The following is a 12155-nucleotide window of genomic DNA, read 5'->3' as shown; positions in this document are numbered from 1 at the left end:
CGTTCGTCGCGGCGGGCGTCGTGATGCCGCTCTGGTTCCGCACGCTCGGCGTCCCCGCACCGCTTCCGAACCTCTCCGCGGTTGGTCTCGTCGGCCACCTCGTGTGGGGCGCGACGCTCGGCGCCGTGTTCGCGCTTCTGGACCGCTGAGTCGCCGGGGTGGAATCGGCAAGAGCGCATATGAACCCCCCGCCCCACGACACGACTCGATGAGCGAGACCGACGGCGGTAACGGCAAGGCGCGGGCCGACGAGCAGACGCCGAAGAGCGCCATCCTCGAATCGGAGATAGAGGACGGACTGAACGAGTTGGAACGGCCGTCCGGCGGGTTGTTCCTCTCGGCGCTCTCGGCCGGACTCGACATCGGGTTCGGCCCGCTCCTGATGGCGACGGTGGCGACGCTCGCGGCGGGCATCTGGAGCGAGGTGACGACCACTATCGTCCTCGCGAACCTCTACTCCGTCGGGTTCATCTTCGTCGTCCTCGGGCGCTCGGAACTGTTCACCGAGCACACGGCGCTGGCCGTCCTGCCCGTCCTCGACGGGCGCGCCTCGCTCACGCAACTCGGTCGCCTCTGGGGAATCGTCTACCTCGGAAACGCCGTTGGCGCCGTCGCGTTCGCCGTCATCGTCGTGACCGTCGGTCCGTCGTTCGGCGTCATCGAGCCCAAGGCGTTCGTGGACATCGGCGGGCAACTCGTCGGCCATCCGCCGCAGGTGACGTTCGCCGCCGCCATCCTCGCGGGGTGGCTCATGGGACTGCTGTCGTGGCTGGTCTCCGCCGCGCAGGAGACGGTCAGTCGGACGCTGTTCGTCTGGCTCGTCGCCACGACCATCGGCATCGCCCACCTGCCGCACTGCATCGCCGGCATCGTCGAAGTGCTCGCGGCCGTCCTCGTCTCCCCGTCGATGGGGCTGGCGACGTTCGGCGAGTTCCTCGTCACCTCGACGCTGGGCAACGCCGTCGGCGGCACCGTCTTCGTCGCACTACTGAAGTACGGCCACGTCGTCCGCGGCGGGTCGACGCCGAGCGCCGACCTGTAGGCGTCGCCGGCGCGTCCGCGCGCCGGCGAGTCACGGACAGTTATCACGTGCTGGTGAGAAGCGGAGTCGATGCCCTCCAGGCGCGACTTCCTCGCCGGTGCCGGCGTCGCCGCGGCGACCGGACTCGCGGGCTGTCTCGGCGGCGACTCGCTCCCGGCCGTCGTCCCGCGCGACGGGACAATCGACCCGCGGCGAACGACGGCGACGCCCGTCGACTACGACGTGACGCGACTCGGCTTCGGCGACAGAGGCCGGACCGTCGCGCGGTCGGTGCTGTACGAACGTGACGACGGCACGCTCCTCCTGTTCTCGGAACCGCACCTCGTCTCGGCGCGACTCGACGCCGACTGGAAGGCGGCGGGCGTGACCGTCGCGCACGACTGGACGCCGAGCGACGGCGACGGGGACGCCGACCTGTCGTCGCACGACTCGGCGTTCGTCCGCGCGGACGAGACGAGGCGGACGCCGTACCGACTGGGCGTCGAGACGGGCCCAGCGACGTGTCGGTGGACGTTCCGCGTCCGGCCGCCCACGTCGAGTACGGTCGTTCCCGGGTTTCGCAGCGCGTTTCGGCCCGCGACGCCGCCGACGCCGGGCGACAGCGTGGTCGACGTGCTGACCGACGCGCGCGTCTCGAACTGGCGCGTCCGGCGCGACCGGTTCGTGGGGCGCGTCGAACTCACCTACCGACCGGACGCCGTCGAGTGACCCGCGGCCGGCCGTAGCGTTATGTTCCGGGGCGCGCTACGGACACACATGGTCCACCGCTTCGTCGAACGACTTCGAGCGTTCCTCACCGCCGACCGCGGCGAGGGAGACTCCGTGTGGGAGGCGATTCCGCGCTGGCAGTACGACGGCCGACACGTCGAGTCCGGCGGACTGACCCGGGGCGAACAGGAGGCGGCGCTGGCCGACGTCGAACGGCAGGCCGAACAGCGCGAGACGGGCCGGTAGCGCCGTCGGAGACGCGAAGTCGACGGAACGGGTCGCACGGCGCGCGGCGAGAGTGAAGTTTTTGTTGTTCGGATTCTGAACAGTATCCATGTTCACGATGTCGAGCGACGACTTCACGGTGCACACCCGCGAGTGCGACGCCGTCGGAAGCGGGATGCCCATCTCCAGCCTCCCGGACGAAGTCGAGTCGATGGACGACCTCGACTGCGACTGCTGGGACGTGTTCGACTCGTTCGACGAGATAGAGTAGCCGACCGGACCGACCGCGGGCGTCCTCGGCGCTCAGGACGCGTCGCGGACGGCCGCCATCGCCTCGTCGACCGCCCGGTCGCGTCCGCCTCCAGTTCGGTCGCTCGCCGTCGCATCCGGTCGACGACCGACGGGTCGTCTATCGCGTCGAGGTTACACCGGACGGTGAACGTCGACGCTCGCAGGGCGGCGTGGGCGAGGAAGACGCCGGTTCCCGCGTCCGGGACGGCGTTCGGCGTCCCCTCGGCCGCGACGACGGCCGCGGACTCGACGACGGCGAGACACGCCTCCGCGGTCGAGAGGGGGACCCCGGTCGCGCGCTTCGCCGCCGTCGTGCGCTCGCCGTCGTCGGCCGAGAGCAACGCCTCGACCGCGTCGGCGTCCCGGTCGGCCAGCGTCAGCAGTTGGCGCCGCAGTGCCGCCAGTTCCTCGCCGGCGGACGCCAGCGCCGACCCCTCGCCCGACCGCTCCGACTTCGCCAGCGTGTGGATGCACACCATCTCGCAGAGGGCGGCCCCGGTCGCGCCGACCACCGCGGCCGACGTCCCGCCCGCGGGGACCACCCGTTCGGAAGCGACGGCGTCGAGGAACGCGCGATCGGCTGTTCTTCGTAGCTCATCTACGTTCGTGATGAAGCGGTTCCGGGTTAGGCGTTCCGCCCGTCGGCGGACGCTTACGTGCCGTGACTCCAGCTACCCATGTACTCGCGCTGTTCGTCCGTGAGCGCATCTATCTCGACGCCCTCGGCGGCGAGTTTTATCTCGGCGACTTCCTTGTCTAGCTCGTCGGGCACGTCGTGGACGCCCGCGTCGTAGGCGTCGCCGTTCTCCACGAGTTCGCGGACGCAGACGGCCTGCACGCCGAACGACTGGTCCATCACCTCGATGGGGTGACCCAGCGCGATGGGCGAGGCGAGGTTGACGAGGCGACCCTCCGCGAGGACGTTCAGGCGGCGGCCGTCGTCCATCTCGTAGGCGCGGACGCGTCGCGCGCCTCGTACTCCTCGACGGCGAGGTCCGAGAGGGCGTCGAGGTCGATTTCGATGTCAAAGTGGCCGGCGTTCGAGAGGATGGCGCCGTCCTTCATCACCTCGAAGTCCTCCTCGGTGATGATGTCGCGGTTGCCCGTCGTCGTCACGAAGATGTCGCCCTTCTTCGCGGCTTCCTTCATCGGGAGCACCTCGTAGCCCTCCATGTGGGCTTCGAGGGCGCGGCGGGGTTCGACTTCGGTGACGACGACGTTGGCGTTCTGCCCGGACGCCTTCTTCGCGACGCCCTTGCCGCAGTAGCCGTAGCCCGCGACGACGACGTTCTTGGAGGCGAACGAGACGTTCGTCGTCATGGCGATGTTGGCCAGCGAGGACTCGCCCGTGCCGTGGACGTTGTCGAACAGGCGCTTCATCGGCGTGTCGTTGACGGCGAAGACGGGGTAGTTCAGTTCGCCGTCGTCGTCCATCGCGCGGAGGCGGTGGACGCCCGTCGTCGTCTCCTCTGCGCCGCCGACGATGGTGTCGATGAGTTCGGGGTGGTCCTCGTGGATGGCGAACACCATGTCCATCCCGTCGTCGACGGTGACGGTCGGTTCGTGGTCGATGACCGACTCGATGGCGGCGTAGTAGTCGTCCTCGTCCACGCCGCGGACGGCGTAGGAGGTGATGGCGTCGTTGGCGTCGAGGGCGGCGCTCACGTCGTCGTGCGTCGAGAGGGGGTTACAGCCGGTGATGGCGACTTCCGCGCCGCCGAGGGCCAGCAGTTCCACGAGGTTGGCCGTCTTCGCCTCGACGTGCATCGCCATGCCGATGACCTGCCCGTCGAGCGGTTTCTCGGCCTCGAACTGGTCGCGCAGTTCGTTCAGGATGGGCATGTGCTGCAGCGCCCAGTCCATCTTGCGTCGTCCCTCTTCGCGAGCGCTCTCGACGTCGTCGAGATGCTCGCTCACGGGGGGGGTAGTCACTCATGGGCGTCGGTTCGGAGAGGCGGGGCAAAACGCTACCGAACCAGCTTTTTCCACACTCGGGGTCCTCCGGCCGCAAGGCGGCCCTGCGGGAACCCTCGTCTGAAAAACGCTGTCTCGCTGAGCGGAGCGAAACTCGATGGGCACAGGGTGCTCATCGATGGCGCAACAAGAGTCCGCGAGGCTCGCGTCCGCTCGCCTCGCGGTACGACACCCTGCCGCGAACGGTCGAAGCGACGACCCCTACTCCGCCCGTTCGGCCAGTGACGCCGCCCGTTCCCGCGCCGTCTCGACCACCCGTTCCTCGTCCAGCGTCAGCACCTCGCGGTCCCGCATCAACACCTGCCCGTCGCAGACGGTGTGGCGCACGTCGGACCCGCGGACGGCGTAGGCGAGGTGGCTCACCACGTCGTGGGCGGGAGCGAGGTGGGGCGCGTCGAGGTCCACGACGGCGAAGTCCGCGGCGGCCCCCTCCTCGATGCGGCCGCCGGGCAGGCCGACGGCGTCGGCGCTTCCGGCAGTGGCGGCGCTGACCGCGGCTTCGGCGGGGACGGCGGCGGCGTCCTCGGCGCCGAGTTTGCCGAGCATCGCGGCGTCGCGCAGTTCGTCGAACAGGTCGAGGTCGTTGTTCGAGGCGGCGCCGTCGGTGCCGATGCCGACGGTCACGCCCGCGTCGAGCATGCGCTGGACGGGCGCGATGCCGGAGGCGAGTTTCATGTTCGAGGCGGGGCAGTGAATCACGCCGGTGCCGCGTTCCGCGAGGAGCGCAATCTCGTCGTCGGTCACGTGGACGCCGTGGGCGACGAAGTCCTCGTCGGTGAGCATGCCGAGTTCGTCGGCGTACGCGAGTGGTCGCTGGTCGCGTTCCTCGACGATGGGGTCCACCTCGTCGGTCGTCTCGTTGGCGTGGAAGTGGAGCGGGATGCCGTCCTCGCGGGCCTCGGCCGTCGCCTCGCGGAGGAACGCCTCGCCGACGGTGGTGAGCGAGTGGGGCATGAACGCGGTGCGGACGCGGCCGTCGGCCGCGCCGTCGAACTCGCGGGCGATAGCGAGGCTCTCTTCCACGTCCGCGGCGGCGTCCTCGTCGTCCTTCGCGACGGTGACGACGCCGTGGCCGAGGCGGGCGCGCACGCCCGACCGCTCGACGGCCGCGACTACCTCGGGCACCTCGAAGTACATGTCCGCGAACGCCGTCGTGCCCGAGCGAATCATCTCGAGGATGCCGAGTTCGGTGCCGGCGCGCACGTCCTCGGGTTCGAGGGCCGCCTCGGCGGGCCAGATGTCCTCGCGGAGCCACGAGTCGAGCGGTTTGTCGTCGGCGTACCCGCGGAGGAGCGTCATGGCGGCGTGCGTGTGGGCGTTGACGAGGCCGGGCGCACCAGACAGCCCTCGCGTCCAGCGTCTCGTCGGCGTCGTAGTCGGCGGCGATACCCTCGCCGACCGCTCGGACGCGGCCGGCGTCGCTGTCGACGACCACGTCGGCGGCGGCTACGGTGCAGTCGGGGCGCAGAACCCGACCGCCCGCGAGACAGAGCGTGTTCATGCACGCCCGTTCCGCCGGCGGGCGTATCACTCCATCGGGTTCGACCGTGCGGGCGGACCGCGAGTCGCGTCGTGACCCGAGTGAACACGGTTCAAATTTCGTCGAAATCAGCGCCGAGACACGCCCGATAGACCGATTCCCGAATTCCGAGAATCGGCTGGCCAACTTACGCCCGCGGAAGCCCGAACGGAGGGTAACACGTCGACGCATCGGCGCGTCGGTGGGAGCGATAGATGACCGACACACGAACCCAGATTCGAACGTACGTCGACTCGCACCCGGGCGTCCACTTCAACGGCCTCGTCCGTTCGCTCGACCTCGCGCCCGGTCAGGTCCAACACCACGTCCGTCGCCTCGTCGACGCCGAACGCCTCGTCCGCGAGGAGTTCTACGGCCGGACGCACTACTACCCGCCCGGACTCACCGAGTGGGAGCGAGCGACTGTCGCCCTCTACCACCGCGACACCGCCCGCGCCATCCTCACGCGACTGCTCGACGACGGGGAGGCGCGCCCCGCCGCCCTCGCCGAGGAACTCGGCGTCGCCCGGAGCACGCTGGAGTGGCACGTCGGCCACTTAGAGGAGCAGGGCGTCCTGCAGAAGCAACGCGACATCCGGAACCGCGTGACGCTGGTGCTCGAACGACCGGCGGCGACGGCGGCGGTGCTCGCGCGTCTCGACGCCGCCGCGGTGGGGTCGGCGGAACCGAAGGGAGAGCGTCCCCGAGGGGCGGAGACGGCCGCGGACGCGGACTGAACGGCTTCTGCTGGCCGCCACGCGGCCGTCCGGACGTGTAGGCATCACTCGTCCGCCCCGGAAGCCTCTCCGACGCCGGGGAGACAACGTCGTTGAACCGAAACCGAGTTCAAACGATTCGGAACCTCAGGCGCGCGAATTATGGAGATACGCCTACCGGGTCCCGAAGCCTCTTTGACGCGACGAGTCGAGAGGGAGTGTGGAAGATACGAACCGTAGTTGGTACTTCGCGGAGCGACCAGCGGGTGAACCGGACGCGGACTGCTTCGAACTCAGAGAAGAGGCCGTCCCGGAGGCCGGCGCGGGAGAACTGCTCGTCCGCGTCGAGTATCTCTCCGTCGACCCGTACATGCGCGGCCGGATGCGAGACAGCGAATCGTACGCGGAACCGTGGGACGTCGGCGACGTACTGCGAGGTGGAATCGTCGGCGAAGTCGTCGAGAGCAACAGCGAGCGGTACGACGCGGGCGACTTCGTGACCGGTGAGGGCACGTGGGCCGACTACAGCGTCCTCGACGCGGACGACACCGCCCCCGTCGACCCCGACGTCGCGGACCTGCCAGCGTATCTCGGCGTCCTCGGGATGCCGGGCCGGACGGCGTACTTCGGACTGCTCGACGTCGGCGACCCGAAGCCCGGCGACACCGTCGTCGTCTCCGGGGCCGCGGGCGCAGTCGGGTCGGTCGTCGGGCAGATTGCGAAGCTGAACGGCTGCCGCGTCGTCGGGTTCGCTGGCACGGACGAGAAGACGCGCTGGCTCACGGAGGAACTCGGATTCGACGCCGCGGTCAACTACCAGGAGACCGACGACTACGGGGCCGCGCTGGACGACGTCGCACCGGACGGGGTCGACGTCTACTTCGACAACGTCGGTGGGCCGATCACGGACGCGGTGTTCACGAAACTGAACCTCGACGCTCGCGTGGCCGTCTGCGGGCAGATAGCGCACTACAACGACGAGAGCGTCCCGACGGGGCCTCGAAAGCTGCCGCTTCTCATCGCGCCGCGCGCGCGAGTTCAGGGGCTTCTCGTCGGCGACTACGCGACCCGGTTCGGAGAGGCGAGCGAACAGCTCGCGAGTTGGGTCGCGAGCGGAGAGGTCGACCACCGCGAGTCGGTCGTCGAGGGGTTGGAGAACGCACCGGACGCGTTCCTCGGCCTGTTCTCCGGCGACAACATCGGGAAACAGGTCGTCCGCGTGGCCGAGTGAGGGACTCCGCGGAGCGGCCGACCGGGGCCGTCTGCGCCGACCCCTCGACCCGCCGGGAGCGAAAGGTGTAGGTTCCACCGCCGAGAGAGTCGCGTATGCGAATCGCCGTGCCCAACAAGGGGCGTCTGCACGACCCGAGCGTCGAACTCCTCGAACGCGCCGGCCTCCACATCGAGAGCGGTGCCGACCGCAAACTGTACGCCGACACGGTCGACCCCGACGTGACGGTGCTGTTCGCCCGCGCGGCCGACATCCCCGAGTACGTCCGCGACGGCGCCGCCGCCGTCGGCATCACCGGTCTCGACCAGGTGCGCGAGTCGGGCCACGAACTCGAGGAACTGGTGGACCTGGAGTTCGGCTCCTGCCGCCTCGTCCTCGCCGCCCCCGAGGACGGCGACATCACGTCTGTCGAGGACGTGGCCGGCAAGACGGTGGCGACGGAGTTCCCCACCATCGCGCGGAACTACTTCGCGGAGAAGGGCGTCGAAGCCGACGTCGTCGAGGTGACGGGCGCGACGGAACTCACCCCGCACGTCGAGATGGCCGACGCCATCATCGACATCACCTCCACGGGGACGACGCTCCGCGTGAACCGCCTCGCCGTCGTCGACGAGGTGCTCGCCTCCTCGGTGCGTCTGTTCGCCCGACCCGACGTGGTCGACGACCCCAAGGTGAAGCAGTTGGTGACGGCGTTCCAGTCGGTCATCGCCGCCGAGGACAAGCGCTACGTGATGATGAACGCGCCCCGCGACAGTCTGGACGACGTGCGCGAGGTGCTGCCGGGACTGGGCGGTCCGACGGTGATGGACGTGGCGGGCGACGACATGGTCGCCGTCCACGCCGTCGTGGACGAACGCCTCGTGTTCGAGGTGGTGAACGACCTGAAACAGGTGGGCGCGTCGGGCATCCTCGTCACCGAAATCGAGCGACTCGTCGAGTAGCCGTCCCGCGAGTGACGGCCCGTCGAGTACCCGTCCGTCCGGTCGCGAACCGGGTCAGTCGCGCCAGCGCAGGTCCGGTTCGAACAGGCCGGGCGCGAGTCGCGCCTCGCCGTACCGCCACCGGACGTAGGCGACGACGAGGGCGGTTCCGAGGACGGTTCCGAGGACGCCGAGCAGACCCGCCTCGGGGCCGAACGCGCCGCCGGTGAACAGGTCCGGCCCCGTCTCCGCGGTGTCGACGACGTTCGCGCCGATGCCGAGTCCGCTGACGGGGAAGCCGTACACGCCGCCCTGAAACAGGTTCCACGTGACGTGCAGACCGACGGGAATGGCGAGTTCGTCCGTCAACACGTAGCCGACGGCGAGGAAGATACCCGCCAGCGAGATGCCGGCCGTACTCACGAGCGTCGCGTTCGGGTTCAGAAGGTGCGCGGCGCCGAAGACGACGGAGGAGACGAGGACGGCGACGCCCGCGGCGACGGCGCGTGAGGTGTAGCCGGCCAACCCCTCGGCGACGTTCGTCAGGAGGTAGCCCCGCAGGAGTATCTCCTCGGCGAAGCCGACGGCGAGAAACTGGAGCGTCAGGAGCGCGAACCCGGCGAGGAAGCCCCGAGAGCCACCGGTGAACGTCCCGTCGACGCGAACCCAACCGACGGCGAGGGCGAGGAGGAAGATGACGGTCATGAGAGCGGCGCCGAGGAACAGGCCGAAGCCGAGGTCCAGCCACCAGTCCCGGTCGAAGCCGAGTCCGAGGTCCGACACGCGGCGACGGTCGACGACGACGCCGAGGACGACGGCCAGAACACCCGGCAGGAGGATGGAGACGAACGAGGCGGCGAGGCCGCTCGACAGCGTCAGCGCGGCGCTGAAGACGCTGAAGACGACGCCGACGGCCACGACGACGAGGACCAGCGCGACGACGGCGAGGGTCAGGCGAACGGGGGCGCGCGGGCGGCGTTCCGAGCCGTTCCAGACGAGTTCGCGGAGCTTCATGACGGTTGTTCGAGTCGACGGCGCAAAGAAAGTGGGCGACTGCGGCCACCGGTGCGGACTGCGGCGGGTCGTGTGCGCCCGGCGAGGCCGGACGGCGGCGCGACGAGGGCCGAGACGGCCGCCGCGAGGAACGCACCGGCGGAACGCGCCGACCGAACGCGGCGGGCGTTTCCGGCTACCCGGGCGCCGAACTCAGGAGCAACAGGAGGCCGAACAGGACGGCGCCGAGGATGATGGAGACGACGACGTGGACGAACGTGACGTACGCCGAGAGGCGGTTCGACTGCCCGTAGAGGTACTTCACGGCGACGCGTCGAGGCCGACGGCGAGGAAGATGGCGACGAAGGAGTTCAACTCGAACGCGGTGAAGACGACGGCGACGGCCGCCGGGATGGGACCGACGACGAAGGCGTACTTGACCGGCACGTCGCCGAGGACGTTTCTCGCGGCGACGTGCGCGGTGATGGAGAGGAACAACGCCAACGAGGCGAACGTTCCCGCGACGGCGAGGGGGCTCCCCGTCGCCGCCGACTGCAACGGCGTGGTGGCTAGCGACATGGTCGAACTGAGAGACGCCGACGACTTAGGCGCGTGCGTTTGCGGTCGAAAAGCGGAGACACGTTACCCGTCGTACAGGCCGAGGTCGCTCAATCGCGAGACGATTTCGTCCACGGCCTGCTCGGCGTCCGAGGGGTGTTTGCCGCCCGTGATGACGAGTTTGCCCGACCCGAACAGCAGCGCGACGACGTCCGGTTCGTCGAGGCGGTAGACCAACCCGGGGAACTGCTCGGGCTCGTACTCGATGTTCTCCAGCCCGAGGCCGATAGCGATGGCGTTGAGGTTCAGATTGCGGCCGAGGTCCGCCGAGGTGACGATGTTCTGGACCGTTATCTCGGGGTCGTCCTCGACGGGAATCTGGAGCGCGCGGAGTTTCTCGAAGACGAGTTCGAGGCTCTCGTGCACGTCGTCGGTCGATTTCGCGCCGGTGCAGACGATTTTTCCGGAGCGGAAGATGAGCGCCGCAGATTTCGGATCTTGCGTCCGGTAGACGAGTCCGGGAAACTGCTCGGGGTCGTAGTCCGCACCCTCGAGATCCATCGCCACGCTTTGAAGGTCGAGTTCCTGACCGATACCGGTCGAGGCGACGACGTTCTCTATGTTGATAGTGTCCTTGGGGTCGGTCATGCGACGACTTAAACGACGTATTTAAGGTTGAAAAAGGTTAGTGCAGTCGCTGACGGGAGGAACGGTCGCAACCGAGCACTCGGAGGTTCTGGACGGTGACGAGGACGCCGATGGCGGCGACGACGCCCGGAATCAACGGACGGAGCGGCGACGGGTCGACGGAGCGGTAGCCGACGAAGAAGAACGCGAACGCGAGGAGTTTCGCGGCGGCGAACGTCACCGCCGGCGGGAGGGGAAGCCCGTCGAACAGGCGGCGCAGGACCGGGTTTCGCTCGCGCGCGCCGGGGCGCGTCGTCGCCGCGACGGTGGTGGCGTAGTCGCCGAGGCCGTAGAAGGCGAACGCGGCGACCCAGAGGACGGCGTCGAGGAGGGGAACCGCGGCGGGGAGCGAAACGAACGGGACGGGGTCGGCCATCGTCGGGGAGTGACCGGCCGGCGACTTATACTGTCGGTTCGGACGGCTCTCCCGGGTGAACCGGTCGGGGCGCGACGGGGCCGAACGACCGCGAGGGAACCCACCGACCGGCCGCATCGACACGCTGATACGCGCGGATGGACTCGCTCCGAGCGTGTACTGCCTCGAACTGGCCGGCGAGGCGGACGACGAATCCCTCGCCGCCCTCGAAGCCGAACGCGCCGCCGCGACGGCCGTCGAACGCGTCGCGCCCGGTCTGGCGACGGCCCGCGGCGTCCGCCTCGGTCGCGTGCCGACGCTCGCGTACACCCACCGCGTCTCCGAACTCGTCGGGCGGACCGACGCCGACGTGGAGAGCGCCGTCGCCCTCCTCCGGGCCGCCTCGGTCGACCGGACGGGGAGCGTCGCGGTCCGCGGACGCGACGTCCGCTCCTCGTCGGGCGTGAGCGCGTCGGCCGCCGAACGCGCTCTCGGCGGCGTCCTCGTCGACCGCGGGTTCGATGTCGACCTCGACGACCCCGACCACGTCCTGCGCGCCTGTTTCTCGGACGGCACCTGCCTCCTCGGCTGGGAGGCGGCCGCGAGCGTCCGCGACTTCGGCACTCGCGCGCCGACCGACCGACCGTTCTTCCAACCGGGGAGCATGAACCCCCTCGACGCGCGGGCGTACGTCAACCTCGCCGCCGGCCCCGCCCTGCCGGACGCGACGGTGGTCGACCCGATGTGCGGCACCGGCGGCATCCTCATCGAGGCCGGTCTGGTCGGCGCCCGCGCCGTCGGCAACGACGCGCAGTGGAAGATGGCCCGCGGCGCCCGCGAGAATCTCGGGGCGTACCTCCCCGACGCCGAGTGGGACGTGGTCCGCGGCGACGCCACCGCCCTCCCCCTCCGCGACGACGCCGCCGACGCGGTGGT

The 12155-nt window shown here is 69.6% G+C and carries 11 protein-coding genes and 4 pseudogenes; 8 read left to right on the top strand and 7 right to left on the bottom strand.

Going from position 1 to position 12155, the window contains the following annotated elements:
* Positions 1-208: 208 nt before the first annotated feature.
* The 4 genes from GJ632_RS13465 (at position 209) to GJ632_RS22175 (ending at position 2246) form a co-directional block, all read left to right on the top strand.
* Positions 209-1042 carry a formate/nitrite transporter family protein gene (locus GJ632_RS13465; RefSeq protein ID WP_191453229.1) on the top strand — a complete coding sequence of 278 codons (834 nt, stop codon included), beginning with the start codon at positions 209-211 and terminating at the stop codon, positions 1040-1042.
* Positions 1043-1111: 69 nt separating this feature from the next.
* Positions 1112-1750, top strand: coding sequence for a twin-arginine translocation signal domain-containing protein (locus GJ632_RS13460; protein WP_191453228.1), 639 nt, complete (start codon positions 1112-1114; stop codon positions 1748-1750).
* Between the two features lie 48 nt (positions 1751-1798).
* A complete protein-coding gene (locus tag GJ632_RS13455) occupies positions 1799-1996 on the top strand; it encodes a hypothetical protein (RefSeq protein ID WP_191453227.1) in 198 nt (65 codons plus the stop codon).
* A gap of 88 nt (positions 1997-2084) precedes the next feature.
* Positions 2085-2246 (top strand): hypothetical protein, encoded by a 162-nt coding sequence (locus GJ632_RS22175; RefSeq protein WP_177232500.1) that lies wholly within the window; start codon positions 2085-2087, stop codon positions 2244-2246.
* A gap of 157 nt (positions 2247-2403) precedes the next feature.
* Here GJ632_RS22175 and GJ632_RS25975 read toward each other — a convergent pair.
* The 3 pseudogenes from GJ632_RS25975 to GJ632_RS13440 form a co-directional block, all read right to left on the bottom strand.
* Positions 2404-2778: pseudogene (locus tag GJ632_RS25975) on the bottom strand (cyclodeaminase/cyclohydrolase family protein); the annotation flags it as partial.
* 140 nt (positions 2779-2918) lie between these two features.
* Positions 2919-4129 (bottom strand): annotated as a pseudogene (locus GJ632_RS13445) (adenosylhomocysteinase).
* Positions 4130-4441: 312 nt separating this feature from the next.
* A pseudogene (locus GJ632_RS13440) lies at positions 4442-5741 on the bottom strand (amidohydrolase).
* Between the two features lie 233 nt (positions 5742-5974).
* Here GJ632_RS13440 and GJ632_RS13435 point away from each other — a divergent pair.
* From GJ632_RS13435 to hisG, 3 genes are all read left to right on the top strand, one after another.
* The gene (locus GJ632_RS13435) at positions 5975-6496 is read left to right on the top strand and encodes a winged helix-turn-helix transcriptional regulator (protein WP_191453226.1); all 522 of its coding nucleotides are present in this window, start codon (positions 5975-5977) and stop codon (positions 6494-6496) included.
* Between the two features lie 199 nt (positions 6497-6695).
* Positions 6696-7706: an NADP-dependent oxidoreductase gene (locus tag GJ632_RS13430; RefSeq protein ID WP_089803964.1), complete on the top strand. Its 1011-nt coding sequence runs from the start codon at positions 6696-6698 to the stop codon at positions 7704-7706.
* Positions 7707-7801: 95 nt separating this feature from the next.
* A complete protein-coding gene (gene hisG, locus GJ632_RS13425; protein WP_089803963.1) occupies positions 7802-8647 on the top strand; it encodes an ATP phosphoribosyltransferase in 846 nt (281 codons plus the stop codon).
* A gap of 54 nt (positions 8648-8701) precedes the next feature.
* Here the strand turns inward: hisG and GJ632_RS13420 are convergent, their stop codons facing one another.
* The 4 genes and pseudogenes from GJ632_RS13420 to GJ632_RS13405 all read right to left on the bottom strand — a co-directional run bounded on the left by GJ632_RS13420 (position 8702) and on the right by GJ632_RS13405 (position 11240).
* Entirely contained in the window at positions 8702-9640 is a 939-nt protein-coding gene (locus GJ632_RS13420; RefSeq protein ID WP_089803962.1) for a CPBP family intramembrane glutamic endopeptidase, read from the bottom strand.
* 175 nt (positions 9641-9815) lie between these two features.
* Positions 9816-10198: pseudogene (locus GJ632_RS13415) on the bottom strand (hypothetical protein).
* A 63-nt stretch (positions 10199-10261) separates the two neighbouring features.
* The gene (locus GJ632_RS13410; RefSeq protein ID WP_089803960.1) at positions 10262-10825 is read right to left on the bottom strand and encodes a TATA-box-binding protein; all 564 of its coding nucleotides are present in this window, start codon (positions 10823-10825) and stop codon (positions 10262-10264) included.
* A gap of 37 nt (positions 10826-10862) precedes the next feature.
* Entirely contained in the window at positions 10863-11240 is a 378-nt protein-coding gene (locus GJ632_RS13405; protein WP_191453225.1) for a hypothetical protein, read from the bottom strand.
* 154 nt (positions 11241-11394) lie between these two features.
* Between GJ632_RS13405 and GJ632_RS13400 the strand changes: the two genes are divergently transcribed.
* The coding region (locus GJ632_RS13400; RefSeq protein WP_343161178.1) for a methyltransferase domain-containing protein at positions 11395-12155 on the top strand (761 nt) is incomplete at its 3' end.

The sequence above is a fragment of the Halogeometricum sp. CBA1124 genome (assembly GCF_009741955.1).
Classification (GTDB): Archaea; Halobacteriota; Halobacteria; order Halobacteriales; family Haloferacaceae; genus Halogeometricum; species Halogeometricum rufum.
This window is presented reverse-complemented; position numbering and strand designations above follow the sequence as displayed.